This window comes from Deferrivibrio essentukiensis (assembly GCF_020480685.1).
GTDB classification, from domain to species: domain Bacteria; phylum Chrysiogenota; class Deferribacteres; order Deferribacterales; family Deferrivibrionaceae; genus Deferrivibrio; species Deferrivibrio essentukiensis.
This window is the reverse complement of the sequence record NZ_JAJAFU010000016.1, coordinates 38,218-57,404: the sequence shown is the minus strand read 5'-3', so window position 1 is coordinate 57,404 and position 19,187 is coordinate 38,218. Positions and strand designations below refer to the sequence as shown.

The following is a 19,187-nucleotide window of genomic DNA, read 5'->3' as shown; positions in this document are numbered from 1 at the left end:
CCATACGGAATTTTTTCTGAGTCAGACTGCAATCAATTTCGACCCTACCTCTAAGGCATTGAAACTATAATTCTTTTGTATTTGTAATTATTTGGGATTTTTATTTCGACCCTACCTCTAAGGCATTGAAACCAATCTTTATATGGCAAAAACAATTAGAATTCTCTAATAAGATGTTAATTTTGTATGAAAATTTACGAACACGGAGTTTTTTTTGAACATAACAAAATGCCGGAGGGGGGACTCGAACCCCCACGGGTGATTAGCCCGCCGGATTTTGAGTCCGGTGCGTCTGCCAATTCCGCCACTCCGGCAAATATAAGAAACTCTTGAATTTCAGACGCTTATATACTTTTTCATTGAAATTGTCAACCGTTAAAAATAGTTAAAAATTAGCAATTTTAGGTAAGTTTTGTTAGCAATTCGTTAGCAGAAAAAAGCGGGCTAAATGCACTGGTTATTTGGCAAATAATTTGTTTTTTTGTTGTTCGAGATACTGTCTTGCCTGTTCTGGGTCGAAAGATTCCCAGTCTTTTGGGTGGTATATGTCTGACGGATTAAGTTTTAATCTTGCGTCTGCTTGCTTTCTAATATGTCCAATATCTTGTACGACATCCTCAGGTCTTGCTTTAAATATTCTATTTCTGAGTCTGTCAATAGTACTGAACCGCAAAAGGTAATCCGCTTGTCCTTTTGTGAGCCCGTCGATTTTCCCAGTGATGTCTGCTTCTCTAAGGATTTTTTCGAGGTTTTCTCTGCCAAATCTTTCCTCCATCGAACGGATTTGTTCTGGTTTTATTCTTAATTTATAAGAACCATAGACTTTTGTCAAACCAAAAAAATTCTATAGTCGCCTGTCTTTTGTAATTTTGAACTATATGATTTGACTTTTGTCTTTTTTAAATCACCAAGGATACAGAGTATCGCAAAGAGCTTTTATTTTATTATTTTTAAAGCTTAAATATTTTTCTCCTTGTCCCTCCGTGTGCTCAGTGATGAATTATCTTTTAAACTACCAAACTCAGAGGTTATTTAATTTTTCCTATTCATAATACTAAATTCTTATGTGGAAACGGGACGATACCAAAAATGTCAAACTAACAATATTTTGTATTTAATTAAAGCTTTCTTCATGAATTCTGCTTTGTTGTAACTTTGAGTAATCTATCGGTTTTGGTTTGCTTGCAGGATACCCAATTCCAATAATTGATTCGATAAGATAGTTGTCAGGAATATTTAATATTTTTCTTACGTTGTTCTCAGCTAAGTTTTTATTTTCATCATATCGTAATCTTATTTGAGCCCAACAGCTTCCAAGCCCTAAACTTTCAGCAGTAAGTTGAATTATTATGGAAGCGATAGAGCAATCTTCAATGCAGGTGTCTGATTTGTCGGTATTGCCAATTACTACAAAAGCTACATTAGATTTGCTTAAAAACTCTGCTCCATGAGCTTTCACCTTACTCAATTTTTCCAAAATTGATTTGTTTATGACAATAATAAACTCGGTTGGGTTGATATTTCTTGATGTAGGAGCCCTAAGTGCGGCCTCTTTTAAAATTTCCAGTTTTTCAGCTTCAATATTTTTAGGTAAAAAGCTTCTTACACTCCTTCTTTTTCTTAAAATTTCAATCATTTAAAGGGTCCTCCTCTGGTTTCCAATTTTTCAGTGTTTTTTCATATAAATTAAAGTCATCCCCTTTATGTTCTGTAAATACAAGATACATATTTTCTTTTGGCACGGAAAATGTGTTGTATATTTCATCCATAAACTTTAAGGCAAGTTGCCTTCTTTGCTCAAAGGTTCTCCCTTCCCTAATATCAGCATTAATAAAAGCAACCTTTTCATCAATATTTTTCATTCTGCCCATCAAAAGTGAGCCCTTTTCAAATTCCCTTATAGTTATGCCAATATGACCAGTCCCTGTGTCCATAACTTCAGAAAAAATTGCCATGATTTTTTTAGAAAAGGATTCCTTTTCATCTTTTGAAATTTTGAAATTAAATTCAAATTGTAGATGTGGCATTTTTGACTCCTAATAGTTAGTTAACAATTTTTCAGCTAATTCTTTTCCGGCTGCTTCAATTTCATCCAATATTTTTTTGTTTTTTATTATGCTCTTTTTTTCAAAAGAACCTAATACTTTTATATTTTTTACGACTTTATAGCCTAAAGCTTGCATAGGCTTATCCATTGCACTTAGTGTAAAGTTTATATCTTCCTCATCAAGTTGCTCGCACACTGAAGCAGTTACAGCAAGCCTGTTTTGATTTGATAATTTACTTCCCCATCTTCCAGGCCTTGGCAACTCAAAATCGTAAAAGCAGTATAGTCTGTCTAAGAATGCTTTCATCCATGCTGTAATATTATAATTATAGAACGGAGAAACCAAAAGAAGACCTTTAGAATCTATTATCTTTTTGTAAATGCTTGTCATATCATCATTAAATCTTTTGCATACGTTGTCTTTTCTGCATGATTCGCATCCTACACAAGAAGAAAACTTTAAATCTGTGATATTTATGGTTTCATCTTCCAGATTTAGTGCTCTTACACCTTTAATAAATAAATCAGCAATGATTTCAGAGTTGCCACCTTTTCTTGGGCTTGCAACTATTGCAAGCACTTTATTTTTGGGCTTAAAATTATTTTTCATGACAAAATGGTATATTGTAAAGAACATAAATTCAAGTAGTTTATGTTTTAAAGTGAACAATAACTTCTATATTTTCTTAAAGAAAGTATTGAAATTGACGATATAAAGGTGTATTTAACTATCCGTAAAGGGCAGAGTAATTTATTGTTGGGAGTGTGTTATGAATATTAAACTCAAGTTAGTTTTATCTTATTTAATCATTACTTTAATTATTGTTGTTTTTGGTATGGTAACGTTAGGGTATTTTTCTAAGATTAAAAACTTTATTAATAAAGATATTACCATTAACAATAGGCTGTTAACAGACATTTCAAACTTTGATATCGGTTTTTTAAAGGCTGCAAATATATTAAGCGCTATACTGACTGAAAGTGACCTTGAAAAGCTTGATAAAGAATTTGAAAATATAAAAAGTGTAAATCAGAATTTGGGAAAGCTTGTACTATCTATAAAAAATACAAATCCCAAAATATCTCTGAGATTGGAGAATGAGCTGAGGCAGTTAAAAGAAACAATAGAGCAAATGGTGAACAGTAAGAAGGAATATCTTACAATCAAAAAAGAAGTAGATGGTGTAGCTTTAAAAATAGATGACCTTTACAGAAGGATTAAAGGTTATGTGGAGATTCTACTAAAGACTATGCCTACAGATAAAACTGGCACGTTAAGTCTTCTTAACACTATTATGGAAGATGACTTACAGCTTAAAGTTTATGCAAATTATATGCTGACTCAGACTGATGAGTATGAGATAGAAGATGCTCAGCTTTCAATGAATAGTTATTCTAAAGCTATGGTTTTGAAGGCCAAGTCAATTCTTGACGGTAAAAAATATCAAGATATAACTCCAGAAAGATTGACCGATGTAAAGAATAGGGAAAGACTTGAAAATATTATAAAAACTAATGAAGAGTTAAAACCTCTGATTGATGAGATGTATAATAAGTATATGAGATTAGTAAACCTACAGTTTTCTTTAAATGATATGACTATGAAAATGGAAGGGAATATACAAAGTTTAGATAAATATGTAGTGCAGCAATTGGATTTAGCCCAGAAAAATTTTGAAAAAAGTTTGACAACTATTGGCTCAATTTCTGACAAAAGCAGATATTTTTCTGTAATTGCGATTTTAGTTGCCATAATTTTATCGTTGGTAGTAGGGATTGTTTCTGCAAATCGGATTTCTTCCCCCGTTATAAAAATTACGAAAGTAGCTAAAGATATAATTGATGGCAGATTGAATATTGAAGATTTAGAAGTGTCAGAAAGTCAAAAAGATGAGCTTGCAATATTAACAAAATCTATAAATGAGATGAAAAACAGTTTAAAAACGATGATTGAAAAAATAGCAACTTTTTCAAACTCTATGCTTGAAGTAAGTCATCAATCTTTAAACGGTATGGAAGAGATGAAAATGTCTACAATTAATATCAATGAAGAGATAAATCAGACAGCAACTGCAGCCGAAGAGATGTCAAGTACATCCGAAGAGATTGAAATGAATATACAGGAAAGTGTAAGTAATGTAAATATTACTAAAGGTGAAATACTTAATGGTAATAAGGGGCTTCAGGAGTCGATTGATAATATAAGAAGGATAGTAGGTGAATTTTCCGAGGCATCTGCAAGCTTGATGAATTTGAAAAAATCCAGTGATGAGATAAATGATATTATCAAGCTGATAATGGATATTGCTGACCAGACAAACCTCCTTGCACTTAACGCCGCGATTGAGGCAGCCCGTGCAGGTGAGCATGGACGTGGATTTGCAGTGGTAGCCGATGAAGTTAGAAAATTGGCAGAGAAGACAGCGTTTTCTACTAAAGATATATCAGAAAAAGTTAACGTGATTCAAAGAAGTGTTGATGAAGTTGTCAATGTAGTTGATATGGGAATAAGAAATATAGAAAAAGGCTCAGATGAGATAAGTGCGGTTGGCGAGAGTTTTAATTTGGCTACCAATGATTTGGAGGTGGCTGTAAATTCAATGATGCCTATTCAAAGGATGGCTGAAGAGCTTAATGTGGCTATAAGTATGGTGGCATCTTCTATTACAAATATTTCAAAAAGTGCTGAGGAAAATGGTGCCATTATCGAAAGTATTGTGGGACTTTCTGGTGAAATAGAAAAAATAGCCGAAGAACTAAATTCGATAATTAAAAAATATACTATTTAAACCAACAAGCCGGTTTAGACCGGCTTTTTTTATTGGCATCACATCATTTTTATGTATCTATCTGCCTTATTCGGTTACAAAACTGAGAATGGTGAAAGGTGAATAGTGAAAAGTGATTTTGTTGGCAAACAATAAATTGTGTAAGTTAATATGAGTTATAAATGTTATAAAGGTTCTATAGGCTTAACACTTAGAACTAAATTCGAACGTTGAACCTTGAACATTCTTAACACTTAGCATTAACCTTGTGCTTCTCTGCGGTCATTGTTATTAAAAAAGAATAGGTTAAAGGAGCTTTTTTTATTCTTGCAGAATAATTAAATTTTCGATAGATTCCAAAATATGTATGAAATAATTGATGTTAGAAATGTGTCTAAAACTTTTAGTATATCGGAAGGGATATTTTCATCTTCTACTGCAAAAGTTAAAGCTGTTAACAATGTATCTCTCCAGATAAATAAAGGTGTGGCACTTGGTATTGTTGGTGAATCAGGTAGTGGAAAGACCACGCTTGCCAATATAATTGCTGATATTATAAGGCCTGACAAAGGGGAAGTCCTTTACAAAGGGGAAAGGGTAAATGCAAAGAGCCCTTCATATAAAGATTATAGAAAGAATGTTCAGGTAGTTTTTCAAGACCCATACTCAAGTCTTAACCCAAGATTAAAAATTATTACAATGTTAAAGGATGGCTTTAAAGCACATTTTAAATCAAACGATTATATGGGTGTGTTTATTCAGACATTTGCCAAAGTGGGGTTGAAAGAGGAATTTTTGTATAGATATCCTCATGAGTTTTCTGGTGGGCAGAGGCAGAGAATATCTATAGCAAGAGCACTAATTTTAGACCCGGAAGTAATTATAGCTGATGAGCCTGTGAGTGCTCTTGATGTTTCAGTGCAATCTCAAATTTTAAATATTTTTAAAGAGCTTAAAGTTAAAGAGAATAAAACAATTATTCTGATTTCACACGATTTGGCAGTGGTAAATTTCCTGTGCGACTATACGGTTGTAATGTATAAAGGGGTGGATGTAGAGTATGGTAAAACGGAAGATATTATAGATAATCCCATACATCCTTACACTAAAACTCTTATTGATTCTTCAAAAAATTTAAATGTTGTAAAATTTGAAAATAAAGTAGAGGCGGTCTGTCCTTTTGCCGGCAGATGTTCAGCATTTGACAAAGAAATTTGCAATAAAGAGCTTGAAAAAAAATATATAAATGATAACCATTACCACAGATGTAATAAAATTTAAGGAGTCTCTATGGAAATTTTTAATACTATGACGTTAAAAAAGGAAACTTTCGAGCCGATACATGCTAATGAAGTAAAAATGTATGTATGCGGTGTTACTGTTTATGATGATTGTCATATTGGGCATGCAAGAAGCTCGGTAGTATTTGATGTAATAAGAAAGTATCTAAAATATAAAGGGTTTAAGGTTACATTCGTCAAAAATTTTACCGACATAGATGACAAAATTATCAAAAGGAGCAATGAGCTTGGTATTTCTTGGAAAGAGTTAACAGACAGATATATCAAATCACATGATGACGATATGGCTGCCCTTATGGTGGAAAGGCCTGATTATACGCCTAAGGCAACCGAATTTATAAATGAAATGATTAATCTTTGCGAAAGGCTAATAGAAAAAGGATATGCATACGAAAAGGATGGCGATGTATATTTTAGAGTCAGGGCTTTTAAAGATTATGGTAAGCTTTCACACAGAAGCATAGATGATTTGCTTTCTGGTGCAAGGGTAGATATTAACGAAATTAAAGAAGACCCGCTTGATTTTGCCTTATGGAAAAGGAGCAAAGAAAATGAGCCCGGGTGGAAAAGCCCTTGGGGGGTTGGTAGACCTGGCTGGCATATTGAGTGTAGTGCGATGAGCTCAAAAATATTGGGCATTCCTTTTGATATACACGGTGGCGGTAAAGATTTGGTATTTCCTCATCATGAAAATGAAATTGCCCAATCTGAGGCATCTGAAGATAAAACATTTGCAAAGTATTGGATGCATAACGGCTTTGTTAACATAAACAAAGAAAAGATGTCCAAATCTCTTGGCAACTTTTTTACCATAAAAGATATCTTAAAAGAGTTTGACAGGGAAGCTTTAAGATATTTTTTACTTACTACTCATTACAGGTCACCTCTGGATTTTTCTCAGGATAATTTAATTGAAGCTGAGCGTGCCCTTGATAGAATTTATACTGCCCTTGATGAAGTAAAAAGTTACAAGCCGACTAAAAAGTCAAAAGATTTGACTTCTGAAATTGAAAAAGCAGGTAATGAATTTTTTGAAGGTTTTGCAAAGTCAATGGATGATGATTTTAATACTCCTGCAGCACTATCACACCTTTTTGAGTTTGTTAAGGCATTAAATATAATACTTACTAATAAACCTGATGAGCAAAGCTACAGTTTGCTCTTGAAGATAGTTGATAAAGTTAAGTCAACTTGCCTTGATGTGCTTGGTATTATTCAAAAAGAGCCTGAAGAGTGGTTTAAGGCTAATCTCGCATTAGATGAAGAGGAGCTTAATAAATTGATAGAGGAAAGAAATTTAGCAAGAAAAAATAAAAATTTTGCCAAGGCGGATGAGATAAGGGATTACCTTAAAGAGAAGGGTGTAGAGCTTCTCGATACTTTGGAAGGCACAAAATTTAGAGCTAAAAAAATTAGGTGAGGGAAAATATGAATATATTATTGACCGGTGTTGCAGGTTTTATAGCATCTTTTACGCTGAAAAAACTTCTCGATGAAGGGCACTTTGTGGTGGGAGTTGATAATCTCAATGATTATTACAGCCCGGAGCTTAAAGAGTATAGACTCAAGCAATTTGAAAGTAATAAAAATTTTAAATTTATTAAAGCCGATATTTCAGATTTTGAGGCGATGAGTGTACTGTTTCAGACATTTAAAATAGATGCCGTAATTAATTTGGCTGCAAGGGCGGGGGTAAGATACAGCCTTGTAAATCCATTTGTTTATTATGATACAAATTCGACAGGGACAGTTAATCTGCTTGAGCTTTGCAAAGATTATGGTGTCAAAAAATTTGTGCTTGCATCAACCTCAAGTCTTTATGCAGGGCTTGAAACCCCTTTTAGCGAGGACAAGCCTGTCAATACGCCGATTTCCCCTTATGCTGCATCTAAAAAAAGTGCTGAAGTGTCATGTTATACTTACAATTACTTATACGGAATAGATGTTACAATAGTGAGATACTTTACTGTGTATGGTCCTGCGGGCAGACCTGATATGAGTATTTTTAAGTTTATAAGCCTTATAGATAAAAATGTGCCTATTACCTTGTATGGTGATGGCAGTCAGTCAAGAGATTTTACATATGTTACGGATATTGCTGACGGAACGGTAAAAGCACTTAAAAATGTTGGCTATGAAATAATTAATCTTGGTAACAATAACCCTCACAAACTATCATATGCCATAGAATTAATATCAAAATATCTAAATAAAAAAGTGGAGTATGATTATAAGCCATTTCACAAGGCAGATATGCTTGCCACATGGGCGGAAGTGTCAAAAGCAAAAAATATATTAGGGTGGCAGCCTCAAGTTTCTTTGGAAGAAGGGATAGAAAATACTATAAAATGGTATAAAGATAATTACGAATTTGCTTCAAAAATTCCGTTAGTGGATTAGTTATTTTAATAACGGGTATTTTTGCTTTATTTATGAATTATAATTTGTTAGAAATTTATAAAATTTACTTTCGGGGTGAGATATGAGTAAAGGGCTTACAAATTTGAGTAGATTTTTGCTTGAAGAACAGAGAAAATTTCCAACTGCAACAGGAGATTTTACTTTAATTTTAGAGCAGATTGCTTTTGCAGCAAAGATAATCAGCAGAGAAGTAAATAAAGCTGGTCTTGTAAATATTATCGGCAAAACCGACAGCACAAATTATCACGGTGAGGAGCAGCAAAAACTTGATGTATATGCCAATGAAAAGATGATTCAAGCGCTTGACCATACAGGACAGATTTGTGGAATGGCAAGTGAAGAGGTAGATGAGGTAATACGTATACCGAGTAAATACCCTAAAGGGAAATATCTTGTAGTATTTGACCCTCTTGACGGCTCAAGTAACATAGACGTGAACATAAGTATCGGGACAATATTTGGTATTTATAAAAGAAAATCGGACAGCTCTGTTGACGGCTGTGAAGAAGATTTTTTACAGCCTGGGCGCGATTTGGTAGCGAGCGGTTATGTGATTTACGGCTCAAGTACAATGTTTGTTTATACGACAGGAAATGGAGTCAACGGCTTTACATTAGACCCATCAGTTGGTGAATTTATACTTTCACATCCTGATATGAAGGTGCCGAAAGAAGGGAAAATTTATAGTATCAATGAGGCAAATTACCATAAGTGGGATGACAGAATAAGAAATTTTGTTGAATTTATAAAGAATTATAAAGAAAGAAGTTACACTACAAGATATATTGGCTCACTTGTGGCTGATTTTCATAGAAACCTTTTAAAAGGTGGAATTTTTCTCTATCCGGGTGATTCAAAAAATCCTAAAGGTAAATTAAGACTTCTCTATGAAGCTAACCCACTTGCATTTATAATCAAACAAGCAGGTGGGATGGCAACTGACGGAGAAAGAGATATCCTTGATATTGTGCCTGAAAGTCTACACCAAAAAACTCCGCTAATTATAGGCTCGGAGTTTGAAGTAAAGAAGTATTTAGAGTTTATGGGTAAATAAATCGATATGTTTTTAGGTGCTCACGAGTCAATTAGCGGTGGTATTTACAAGGCTTTTGAAAGGGGAGCAGCTGACGGTTGCGAGTGCATACAGGTCTTTGTTAAAAACTCAAACCGTTGGGTAGCAAAACCACTTAGCGACAAAGACATAAAAAAATATTTTGAGCTTCATGATAAATATAGCTTACCGGTTTGTTGTCACAGTAGCTATCTCATTAATATGGCTTCTATTAAACCGGATATTAAAGAAAAATCATATTTAAGTATGGTGGATGAGCTTAAAAGGTGTGACCAGTTAAATATAAAATATTATGTAATCCATCCGGGCTCACATCTTGGAGTGGGTGAAGATGAAGGACTCAAACTTGTTGCCCAAATGATTGATAAAGCATACGATGAAAATGGTTTTGAAGCCTCTATACTTTTGGAGATTACTGCAGGGCAGGGGACAAATCTTGGTTATAAGCTTGAGCATTTTGAAAAAATTTTTAATATGTCAAAATACTCTCATAAACTCAATATATGTCTTGACTCATGTCATATGTATTCGGCCGGATTTGACATAGTAAACCAATATGACAAAGTTTTTGATGAGCTTTTTGCAAAATTTGGGGATAAAATAAAGGTATTTCACTTAAATGATTCTAAAAAAGACTTCTCTTCAAAGCTTGACAGACATGAGCTTTTAGGGAAAGGGACCATAGGTATTGATTTTTTCAAAAGAGTTGTAAACGATAGAAGATTTGAAAATGTATTGGGTATTTTAGAGACTCCCGTAAAAGAAGGGGAGACTTACAAAGGTGAAATTGAAATCTTAAAGAGCTTGAGGGGTGACATATGAAAAAGGCTCTTATAATTGTTGATATGCTTAATGATTTTGTGTTAGAAGGGGCTCCTTTGCAGGTGAAAGGTGCTGAAAAGATTATTCCCTCAATAAAGAAACAGATAGAAATTGCCAAAAAAGAAAATTATCCCGTTATTTATGTGTGTGATAATCATGACGCCAACGATAAAGAGTTTGAGATTTGGCCTAAACACTGCGTTGAAGGGACTGACGGGGCAAAGGTAGTCAAAGAGCTTGCTCCAGAAAGTGAAGATATAATTGTTCCTAAAACGAGATATTCGGGGTTTTACAACACAAATTTAGATGAAATTTTGAAAAAGCACGGTATTGATACGCTCATCGTTACAGGGCTTGTGACAAATATTTGCGTACTATATACGGTAGCTGACGCAGTTAGTCGTAATTATAAAGTAATTGTTCCTAAAGACTGTGTGATAGGTCTTGATGATTATGGTCACGAAGTCGGTCTTTATCAGATAAAAAATGTACATAATGGTGAAATAATATGAGCGAACTCTCTCCCTCTGCACTTATTTTAAAAGAGCTGGTTAAGCCTGAAAAAATAATCGAAACCCATATATCTTATGTAATGCTTACAAAGGACTATGTATACAAGTTGAAAAAAGCTGTGGATTTTGGTTTTCTGGACTTTAAGCTTTCAACTCAGAGAAAAATATATTGTATCTTGGAAAAAGAGCTTAATGAAAGGTTTTCAAAGGGGATTTATGAAGAGGTTTTGAAGATAGCAAGACGAGGTAAAGAGTTTGTACTTGTCCCTTTTCACAATACTTTGGTAACGGTTGATTATGTCCTTAAGATGAAACGTATTGATGATAATAATTTTTTATCGACTAAAATAAAAAATAGCCAAGTTGATGAAAAATATATTTTTGAGATAGGTAAACATATCGGGACACTTTTTAAAAGTATCAATACAAATTACGAAAATGCTAAAGAGAATGGAAGCTTTGAAGTAATATTAAAAAACTGTCAGGAGAATTTCGAACAAACAGAACCTTTTGTAGGTAAATTTATAGATAATGGCATTTATGAGTTTATTAAGGACAAAACATTAGGTTTTCTTGAAGGAAATAAAGAGCTTTTTGAAAGAAGGCTTTCTGACGGTTATATTATTGACGGTCATGGAGATTTACGGTTAGAGCATATTTACGAAGATGAAAACGGTATTGGCCTTGTAGACTGTATAGAATTTAATAAAAGATTTAGATATAATGATGTGATTTCTGACTTTGGATTTCTTTTAATGGAGCTTGACCAGACCGGAGAGATAGGGCTTTCTGATGCATGTCTTAAAGGATTTCTAACAGTTTATAATGACAGCGATACATTAAGACTTTTAAATTTTTATAAATGTTACAGAGCGTATGTAAGGGTTAAGATAGCTTGTTTTATGTTAAACGGACTTGAGGAAGGCAGTGAAAAATATCTTGAGGAATTAGATAAGTTAAAAAGGCTTCTTGATTTGAGTCTGACATACGCTTTAAATATGATTGAGCCTAAACTTGTAATTTATTACGGTCTTATGGGCTCAGGCAAGAGCAAGAATTCAAAAATGTTAAATCAAAAACTCCCATCTTTTAGAGTTAATACGGATGAATTTAGAAAAGAATATTTCAACATAGACAAAGTTGAAAAGGTAAATGAAGATTTTAATAAAGGGATATATTCATATGAAAATTCTCTAACTATCTACAAAGAGTTAGGAAAACTTGCGGACGAAAAATTAAAAATTAACAGGATGACAATTGTGGACGGCAGTTTTTCTAAAAAGGAATATTTGAGACAATTTCAAGAAAATATTAATATAAAGCCTTTGAAAATAAAATGTGAAGCGGATGATAATACGATTTTAAAAAGGCTTGCTGATAGAAAAGATAAAAAAATTGCCACTGACGGGCGACCTGAACTCTATTTTAAACAAAAGGAATCTTTTGAAGATATTGGTTGTGACTTTTTGATTGATACGACAAGCGGGGTAGAAGAAAATATTGAAAAAACTATAAAATTTTTGATAAGTAATGAGAAATAACTTTATAATAAAAAAGATAAATTCCCCTTTTGAAGATTCGGCATTTTTTGTCAGGAATATCTACAAAAAGACGGCATTTTTGCTTGATTGTGGAAGAATAGGAAACATAACAAATTCCGAAGTATTAAGCATTACAGATGTATTTGTAAGTCATACTCACATTGACCATTTTTACGGATTTGACCGCTTGTTGAGAGGGTTTATCCGTGCTGACAGTAGATTAAGATTTTTTGGCCCGCCTGGTTTTATAAATAATGTAAAAGGTAAGCTTGCAGGCTATACCTGGAATCTCATAAAAAATTATACTCTTGTAATTGAAGCGATTGAGCTTCATGAGGATAAAATAAAAGGTGCAGTGTTTAAGGCTTGCGAAGGGTTTGTGCCACAGGAGTATGAAAAAGAAAGAACATTAATTAGCTTAGGTGATGGATTTACTCTTGATTATGAATTTTTTGACCATGGTATTGTTACTTTGGGGTTTAGAATCAGAGAAGATATCCATGTAAGTGTGAAAAAGGATGCACTAGAACAATTTGGATACAAAAAGGGGCCTTGGATTGCCGAGCTTAAAGCAAAATTGAGATGTTTTGACAAGAACGGTTTTTTTGAAGTAGAAATGGAAGGGGAGATGGTTAAAAAGAGTGTAATTGACCTTGAAAATGAGCTTATTTTATACGCACCTCCACAGGATATTACATATATTACTGACCTTGCACCAACTTACGAAAATTTCAAGAAAGCCGTTAATTTCGCAAAAGATAGCCATATACTTATGATAGAGGCAATGTTTTTGAAAAAAGATGTTATGCACGCTATAAAAAAGAAACATTTAACGTTAGAGCTATCAAAAGAAATATTTAAACTGTCAAACAGCAAATTTGTCCATTTTTTTCATTTTGCTCCAAAATATGAAATGGAAAAGAATATTTTCTTTAAAGTGTTATACGAAGGGATAGATAAAAAAGTAATTTGAAATTTATTGCTAAGTGTGTAATAATCCGCACGAGGTGAGAAGTGGACGATAAATTAACGAAAAATATGGAAGACTATCTTGAGGCTATACTTATCCTTGAAAGCAAACATGAAGTTGCAAGGTCTACAGATATTTCTGAAATGCTAAACGTTAAAAAGCCGTCTGTTACAAGTGCATTAAAGTATTTAGCTGAAAAAGGTTATGTAAACTACAATAGATATAAAGGGATAACACTTACGAAAGAAGGTTTGGAATATGCAAAGCAGATATATCACAGACATAAAAGGATAAAAGAATTTTTGATTAAAATTTTAAATGTTGAAGAAAAAGAAGCGGAAGAGAATGCCTGCCGTATTGAGCATGTGATTGATGAAGATATTTTTCACAAATTGTCCTGTTTCCTTGACTTTATCCTTGAAAGCGATACAAAATGCGTAAATATAGACAAGTTTAAATCAAAGTGTGATGAAAATTGAAAGTAGGCGACAGAAATATACTCGGCTCAATTGTAAAATGGTTTATAATCCCATGGTTAATTTTTGGAGTATTGGGGGGTTATTTGTACGACAGTATGAAGACGCCAGATAAGAATATTATTAAGCCATATGTTGACCTTTCCCAGGTAAACCCTGAAGAGCTTTTTATTCTTGATACTAAAAGAGCAATATCTGAAGGTGTAGAAAATAAAGACAATATGCCTTTTTATCTTAAAGGGTCAAATGATGTAGGTATCTTGTTGATTCATGGCTTTACCGCTTCACCTTTTGAAATGAAAGCCTTGGGTGAGTATCTGAATGAAAAAGGTTTTTCTGTTTACGGTGCAAGGCTTCCGGGACACGCATCTTCCCCTGAAAATATTAATAAACTTACTTTTATGGATATGTATGAGGGGTTAAAATATGGTTATTACGTGCTGAAAAATACTAATAAAAAGGTATTTGTTATAGGTCAGTCTATGGGTGGACTTTTGGCAGCTGAGGTTGCCATATTTAATAAAGTAGACGGCTTAATAATGCTTTCCCCGGCTTTTAAAATAAAAAGCAATAAGGTTATTTTTGTGCCGTTTTTAAGAAAATTTATAAAATTTAGCAAAAAAGAAAATTTTGAAGACAGGTTTGCAGACCATTATTACAATGTTAGACCTGTTGAAGGAATTTATCAGCTTACAAAGCTTTCAAGGCATCTTATCCCTTTATTGCCTGAGATGAAAATCCCTGTCTACGTGGTGCAGTCAAAATACGATGATATTATTGATTCAGGTTATACTGAATACTACTTCAAACAAATTGGAACAGAAAGAAAAACTATTGATATTTTGGATGATAATAGAGTAAAACATATTCTTACGACAGATGAAAATCCATTAATGGATAATCTGTTTTCTAAGATTTATGAGTGGATATTGGGGGTAATGTGATGTTTGAGAATAAGAGGATAGGGTTTATAGGTGCTGGAAATATGGCAACGGCACTTATAAAAGGGATTTTGAAGGCAAATCTTGTACCGAGCGATTTTGTCAGTGCAAGTGATGTGGATATTGAAAAACTGGATTCTCTAAAAAGTGAATATGGTATAAATGTAGTGTTTAAGGATAATGAAAAACTCGTAACTGAATCCGATATTATAGTTCTGGCGATAAAACCTCAGATTTTTGAAAAGATATTAAAGGAAATAGCTCCAAAGCTTGATAAATCAAAATTAATTATTTCAATTGCTGCCGGTATTAGTACTGAATATATAGAAAATATTGTGGAAAAGGATTTAAAAATTGTAAGGGCTATGCCAAATACCCCTGCTCTTATTTTGGAAGGTGCGACAGCTATTGCGCCTGGTGCACATGTTGCGGAAGATGATTTGAGGATAGCATATAAAATTTTTGATGCAGTTGGTAAAGTCGCTGTTGTTGATGAGAGTCAGATGGATGCAGTCACAGGCCTTTCCGGTAGCGGGCCGGCATATATTTTTATGATTATTGAAGCATTAAGTGATGCCGGTGTAAAAATGGGGTTATCCAGAAGCGTTGCCATGAAGCTTGCAGCTCAGACTGTTATGGGAGCAGCAAAACTTCAGATTGAAACAGACATGCACCCCGGCAGATTAAAAGATATGGTTACTTCTCCGGGTGGAACAGCAATAGCAGGTATTCATACCCTCGAACAAGGTGGTCTTAGAACTACTCTAATAAATGCAGTGGAATCAGCTACAATGAGATCGATAGAGCTTGGGAGGAAGAATGGAAAATAATAAGGCTAATAAGTTTGACAAAATATTAGACTCATCCATTAAAATTATTGGTCAGAAAGGTTTTCACGGTGCAAAGGTAAAAGATATTGCCAATGACGCAGGAGTAGCGGACGGGACAATATACAACTACTTTAACAATAAAGAAGATATACTTGTCACTATCTTTAAGGTAAAGCTTGAAGAGTATGTCAACATGGCTAAAGAAGAGATTGCAGGTATTGATAACCCCGAAGAAAAGCTTAAGACATTGTTAAAGTATCATTTTAAAGTTATGACTGAGACCCCTTATCTGGCTAATGTATTACAGATTGAGCTAAGGCAGCCTATTAAGGATTTGAGGATAAAAGTAAGGCGTCATCTAAAAAATTACTTTAGATTAATTGAGCAGGTTATTGAGGAAGGTATTCAAAAAGGTGTGTTTAATAAGAAATTAGATGTTTATCTTGCAAGAGAAATATATTTTGGGACATTGGATGAAATTGTTTCTACTTGGATATTTAAAGGTGGAGAATGGGACTTGCAGGAAACATCTGAAAAGTTATTCCCAATATTTTTGAAAGCTTTTAAGTAGTATGGAATTATACACAGTACTCTATCTTTTTATAATAATTTCATTGGGATATTTTATTGGAAATCTCAAAGTTAAAGGTTTTTACCTTGATATTTCGGCTATTTTAATAATAGCATTAATTGCCGGACATTTTGGAGTAAGTTTCCCTTCAGAGTTTAAATATCTTGGTCTTGCGTTTTTTATATATGCTGTTGGTTTGCAATCAGGGCCTGGATTTTTTGAAAATATAAAAAAGAATGGACTGGTACTAAATCTATATGCTTTTTGCCTTGTTACATCAATATTTTTGATAATTTTTATTATTGGCAAGATATTGAAATATGATAATAATGTTATAGCAGGTATATTTACAGGTATTATGTCGAGTGCTCCTGCCCTTGCAGCTACGGTAGAAATAAGTAATTCTCATGTTACTTCGGTAATATTTGGTATAGTCTACCCTTTTGGGACAATAGTTGCGGTGCTTTTGGTCAGAATGATTCCGATTTTATTAAAGTCTGATGCGGAAAAGGAAGTTGAAAGATACAGGCTAAGTAAAGAAAAGGATTATCCAAAAATTGTATCTAAAAACTTTAGAATCACTAATGAAAATTTTAATAATAAAATCATAAGAAAATCTCAGTTGGAAGATATGTCCAATGTCATAATTGAACGTATAGAAACGGAATTTGAAGCAGATGAAGTTGACCCTCAAATACATTTTGGTGATATTGTCAGAGTGACAGGAAGAAAAGAGCATGTGGATAATATGAATATTATCCTTGGAGAAGAGATAGACAGTTATGTTGATTTTCATGACAATATGAAAGTGTTAAGACTGTTAGTTTCAAATAAAAATATTGTTGGAAAAAAGATTAGTGAAATTAAAGAGTTGTTTGCAATGAGAGTTACGATTACAAAAGTAAGACGTTCAGGGATAGATTTTGATGCAAAACCTCAGACAACACTTTTATTAGGTGATAAGCTCTACATTACTGTTCCTCAAAAGTATGAAGAGCAGGTAACAAAGCTTATAGGTGATAATTTAATGGCTTTTCCTGCTGCAGATTTTTTGCCAATTTCCGTCGGGATAGTTATTGGGATTTTGGTAGGTTTTATCCCTTTGAGTTTGCCTTTTCTTGGCAAGTTTAAATTAAGTTTTATCGGTGGTATACTAATAACTTCTCTTATTTTGGGAAGGATTGGCAGGACCGGCCCTGTCGTTTGGCAACTTTCGCCACACTCTACAACATTGTTAAAAACCTTTGGGCAGCTTATATATATGGCGACCATCGGGACGAGTGCAGGTAAATATTTGGTGGAAGCCATAAAAACAAATGGATTAACACCAATATTTTTGGCGCTGTTTGCATTGATTGTTTCACTGACAGTCTTTACTTGCATTTTAAGATTTGTATTAAAAATGAATATGGTTGAAATTTTGGGGCTTATTTCAGGCGGGATGACTTCAACCCCCTCGCTGACAATGTCTTCTAATATTTTAAAGTCAGATTATCCTGCAGTGAGTTATGCTGCGGTGTACCCTTTTTCTCTTATTTTAACTATGTTGTTATCACAAATCCTTATAAAGCTTTGAGGTAAATTTTGGATATAGAAATATTTATGATTGCATTTGCAATGAGTATAGATGCTTTTAGCGTTTCATTTGGAGTGGGATGTAAGTATAACAGCTACAGGCATTACTTCAGACTTGCCTGGCATTTCGGACTTTTTCAGTTTTTTATGCCTCTGATAGGGGCATTCATCGGTAAAGAGCTCTATCAATTTTCCAATAGATTAAATATTATTGCAGCATTAATACTCTTTTTTATAGCTTATAATATGTTTAAAGAATCTATGAAGTCAACTGAAGAAAAGTGTTATATAAAAGACCCTACAAAAGGGTTTTCTCTTATAATCTTATCTGTTGCCACAAGCATGGATGCTTTGGGTGTAGGGATAGCACTTCCTCTTCTGAAAGGGAGTATATTTTTGAATGCGGGGATTATCGGTGTTGTTTGTCTAATTATGTCTTTGGCAGGTGTATATTTTGGCAGTAAAAGTAAAAACTTTTTTGGTGGCTTTGCCGAAAAAGTTGGTGCACTTGTGCTTGTAACAATCGGAATAAAATTTTTGGTGATATAAATGCTTAATATCGGCGAAATCAGTTATGCTAATGTGTTCCCCATCTTCAATATGTTAAAGAGGTATGAAGGGTTAAAATTTATCTCTGCATTCCCTTCTTTTTTAAACAGGGCTGTCAGGGAAGGTGGGGTCGATGTTACCCCATGCAGCAGTATCGAGTACGCAAGAAATAGTAATAACTACCTTATAATTCCAAATATTTCCATCAGCAGCAAAATTAAGGTAAAAAGTGTGTGTCTGTTTTCAAACTATGACATCGGTTATCTGAGCCATAAAAATATTTTTCTGACCTCTGAGTCGGGGACAAGCGTTGTGCTTTTGAAGATACTTTTTAAAAAATTTTACCAAATGAAGGCTAATTTTACAATTGATGAGAATAATGCCGATGCTTATCTGTATATCGGTGATAAAGCCCTTTTTCAATATTATAAAAAAGGGTTTAAGTATGTTTACGACTTGGGGGAGCAGTGGAATAATTTTACCGGACTTCCGTTTGTGTATGCTCTGTGGCTTGTTACAAAAGAGGCCGTCAATACCAAAAGGGATGAAATGATTGAGTTTAAGAAACTTTTATTAAAAATAAAAGAGGACAGCAAGCAAAATCTCTCTTCATTAATTGACCATTATTATTTTAAAGGGCTGACTTCATACCAGATTATAGATTATTGGGAAACAATAGATTACAGCCTGACAGATACCCATATTGCAGGATTAAAAGAATTTTACAGACTTGCTAACGAAATTGGTGAAATAAAGAGTGTGCCTGAGTTAAGTTTTTTCTTAGATTAATA

20 protein-coding genes and 1 tRNA gene are annotated in these 19,187 nt (G+C 33.7%); 16 read left to right on the top strand and 5 right to left on the bottom strand.

All coding sequences use genetic code 11. The features are described 5' to 3' along the window. Nucleotides 1-229 precede the first annotated feature (229 nt). The 5 genes from LF845_RS08565 to LF845_RS08545 form a co-directional block, all read right to left on the bottom strand. Nucleotides 230-314, bottom strand: a tRNA-Leu gene (locus LF845_RS08565). A 143-nt stretch (nt 315-457) separates the two neighbouring features. Further along, nucleotides 458-832 (bottom strand): hypothetical protein, encoded by a 375-nt coding sequence (locus tag LF845_RS08560; protein WP_242820600.1) that lies wholly within the window; start codon nt 830-832, stop codon nt 458-460. A gap of 282 nt (nt 833-1,114) precedes the next feature. Then, nucleotides 1,115-1,636 carry a nitroreductase family protein gene (locus LF845_RS08555; RefSeq protein WP_242820599.1) on the bottom strand — a complete coding sequence of 174 codons (522 nt, stop codon included), beginning with the start codon at nt 1,634-1,636 and terminating at the stop codon, nt 1,115-1,117. Beyond that, nucleotides 1,629-2,027, bottom strand: a complete 399-nt coding sequence (locus LF845_RS08550) for a tautomerase family protein (RefSeq protein WP_242820598.1) — start codon at nt 2,025-2,027, stop codon at nt 1,629-1,631. The genes LF845_RS08555 and LF845_RS08550 overlap by 8 nt, the downstream gene beginning before the upstream one ends. Nucleotides 2,028-2,036: 9 nt before the next feature. Next, nucleotides 2,037-2,657 carry a flavodoxin family protein gene (locus tag LF845_RS08545; protein ID WP_242820597.1) on the bottom strand — a complete coding sequence of 207 codons (621 nt, stop codon included), beginning with the start codon at nt 2,655-2,657 and terminating at the stop codon, nt 2,037-2,039. 160 nt (nt 2,658-2,817) lie between these two features. On the opposite strand from LF845_RS08545, the gene LF845_RS08540 reads away from it, so the two are divergent. The 16 genes from LF845_RS08540 to LF845_RS08465 all read left to right on the top strand — a co-directional run bounded on the left by LF845_RS08540 (nt 2,818) and on the right by LF845_RS08465 (nt 19,185). Next, nucleotides 2,818-4,836 (top strand): methyl-accepting chemotaxis protein, encoded by a 2,019-nt coding sequence (locus LF845_RS08540; RefSeq protein ID WP_242820596.1) that lies wholly within the window; start codon nt 2,818-2,820, stop codon nt 4,834-4,836. A 342-nt stretch (nt 4,837-5,178) separates the two neighbouring features. Then, the gene (locus LF845_RS08535) at nt 5,179-6,096 is read left to right on the top strand and encodes an ABC transporter ATP-binding protein (RefSeq protein WP_242820595.1); all 918 of its coding nucleotides are present in this window, start codon (nt 5,179-5,181) and stop codon (nt 6,094-6,096) included. A gap of 9 nt (nt 6,097-6,105) precedes the next feature. After that, nucleotides 6,106-7,536: a cysteine--tRNA ligase gene (cysS, locus tag LF845_RS08530; protein WP_242820594.1), complete on the top strand. Its 1,431-nt coding sequence runs from the start codon at nt 6,106-6,108 to the stop codon at nt 7,534-7,536. 8 nt (nt 7,537-7,544) lie between these two features. After that, on the top strand, nt 7,545-8,516 hold the full coding sequence (locus tag LF845_RS08525; protein WP_242820593.1) for a GDP-mannose 4,6-dehydratase: 972 nt from the start codon (nt 7,545-7,547) through the stop codon (nt 8,514-8,516). An 82-nt stretch (nt 8,517-8,598) separates the two neighbouring features. Beyond that, complete coding sequence (gene fbp, locus LF845_RS08520) at nt 8,599-9,591, top strand: class 1 fructose-bisphosphatase (RefSeq protein WP_242820592.1); 993 nt, start codon at nt 8,599-8,601, stop codon at nt 9,589-9,591. A 6-nt stretch (nt 9,592-9,597) separates the two neighbouring features. After that, nucleotides 9,598-10,431 carry a deoxyribonuclease IV gene (locus LF845_RS08515; RefSeq protein ID WP_242820591.1) on the top strand — a complete coding sequence of 278 codons (834 nt, stop codon included), beginning with the start codon at nt 9,598-9,600 and terminating at the stop codon, nt 10,429-10,431. Further along, nucleotides 10,428-10,943, top strand: coding sequence for a cysteine hydrolase family protein (locus LF845_RS08510; RefSeq protein ID WP_242820590.1), 516 nt, complete (start codon nt 10,428-10,430; stop codon nt 10,941-10,943). Before LF845_RS08515 ends, LF845_RS08510 begins: the two co-directional genes overlap by 4 nt. Continuing rightward, complete coding sequence (locus LF845_RS08505; protein ID WP_242820589.1) at nt 10,940-12,484, top strand: bifunctional aminoglycoside phosphotransferase/ATP-binding protein; 1,545 nt, start codon at nt 10,940-10,942, stop codon at nt 12,482-12,484. Before LF845_RS08510 ends, LF845_RS08505 begins: the two co-directional genes overlap by 4 nt. Then, nucleotides 12,474-13,457 carry an MBL fold metallo-hydrolase gene (locus LF845_RS08500; RefSeq protein ID WP_242820588.1) on the top strand — a complete coding sequence of 328 codons (984 nt, stop codon included), beginning with the start codon at nt 12,474-12,476 and terminating at the stop codon, nt 13,455-13,457. Before LF845_RS08505 ends, LF845_RS08500 begins: the two co-directional genes overlap by 11 nt. Nucleotides 13,458-13,498: 41 nt before the next feature. Beyond that, complete coding sequence (locus LF845_RS12030; protein ID WP_242820587.1) at nt 13,499-13,933, top strand: metal-dependent transcriptional regulator; 435 nt, start codon at nt 13,499-13,501, stop codon at nt 13,931-13,933. Next, nucleotides 13,930-14,874, top strand: coding sequence for an alpha/beta hydrolase (locus LF845_RS08490; RefSeq protein WP_242820586.1), 945 nt, complete (start codon nt 13,930-13,932; stop codon nt 14,872-14,874). Before LF845_RS12030 ends, LF845_RS08490 begins: the two co-directional genes overlap by 4 nt. Continuing rightward, nucleotides 14,874-15,701 carry a pyrroline-5-carboxylate reductase gene (gene proC / locus LF845_RS08485; protein WP_242820585.1) on the top strand — a complete coding sequence of 276 codons (828 nt, stop codon included), beginning with the start codon at nt 14,874-14,876 and terminating at the stop codon, nt 15,699-15,701. Before LF845_RS08490 ends, proC begins: the two co-directional genes overlap by 1 nt. After that, nucleotides 15,691-16,272 carry a TetR/AcrR family transcriptional regulator gene (locus LF845_RS08480; protein WP_242820584.1) on the top strand — a complete coding sequence of 194 codons (582 nt, stop codon included), beginning with the start codon at nt 15,691-15,693 and terminating at the stop codon, nt 16,270-16,272. Before proC ends, LF845_RS08480 begins: the two co-directional genes overlap by 11 nt. Before the next feature lies 1 nt (nt 16,273). Continuing rightward, nucleotides 16,274-17,848: an aspartate:alanine exchanger family transporter gene (locus LF845_RS08475; RefSeq protein ID WP_242820583.1), complete on the top strand. Its 1,575-nt coding sequence runs from the start codon at nt 16,274-16,276 to the stop codon at nt 17,846-17,848. Between the two features lie 8 nt (nt 17,849-17,856). After that, nucleotides 17,857-18,396: a manganese efflux pump MntP gene (locus LF845_RS08470; protein ID WP_242820582.1), complete on the top strand. Its 540-nt coding sequence runs from the start codon at nt 17,857-17,859 to the stop codon at nt 18,394-18,396. Continuing rightward, nucleotides 18,397-19,185 (top strand): menaquinone biosynthetic enzyme MqnA/MqnD family protein, encoded by a 789-nt coding sequence (locus LF845_RS08465; protein WP_242820581.1) that lies wholly within the window; start codon nt 18,397-18,399, stop codon nt 19,183-19,185. It begins immediately after the preceding gene. Nucleotides 19,186-19,187: the final 2 nt, after the last annotated feature.